The following is a 578-nucleotide window of genomic DNA, read 5'->3' as shown; positions in this document are numbered from 1 at the left end:
GTTGCGGCAGGCGTCGTTGAAGGCCGTGCGGTGCGACAAGGACGTGGCCGACCTGGGCGACTCGGACCGGCCGGCGCCCGCCGGCAAGCCCGCCGAAGTGCCGGCGCTGGCGCCCAGGAAAAAGACCGGGAGCGGCGAGAACCAGCGCCGGCCGCCCAAGCTCTCCAGCCCGACCAAGATCATCTTCCCGGACATCGGCGCCACCAAGCAGGAAGTGTGGGACTACTACGCCGCGGTGATGGACCACCTGTTGCCGGAGATCGCCGGCCGGCCGCTGTCGATCATCCGCTGCCCGAGCGGCGCCGAGAAGCCGTGCTTCTTCCAGAAGCACCACACCGCGGGCCTGGAACTGGTGAAGTCGGTGCGGTTGAAGGAAGAGAGCGGCAACAACGCCTACTACCTGGTGGTCGACGACGCGGCCGGGTTGTTCGAGCTGGTCCAGTTCAACGCGCTGGAGTTCCATCCCTGGGGTTCGCATGCCGATCGCCCGGACTCGGCCGACCGGGTGGTGTTCGACCTGGATCCCGGGCCGGACGTGCCGTTCGCCGAGGTCAAGAAGGCCGCCACCGACATCCGCA

The 578-nt window shown here is 68.5% G+C and carries 1 pseudogene; it reads left to right on the top strand.

The features are described 5' to 3' along the window. A pseudogene (locus JR065_RS21340) lies at window positions 1-578 on the top strand (ATP-dependent DNA ligase); the annotation flags it as partial.

Source organism: Xanthomonas sp. (genome assembly GCF_017163755.1).
Classification (GTDB): Bacteria; Pseudomonadota; Gammaproteobacteria; order Xanthomonadales; family Xanthomonadaceae; genus Xanthomonas_A.
The sequence above is the reverse complement of the archived record's forward strand: the minus strand, read 5'-3'. Positions and strand labels throughout refer to the sequence as shown.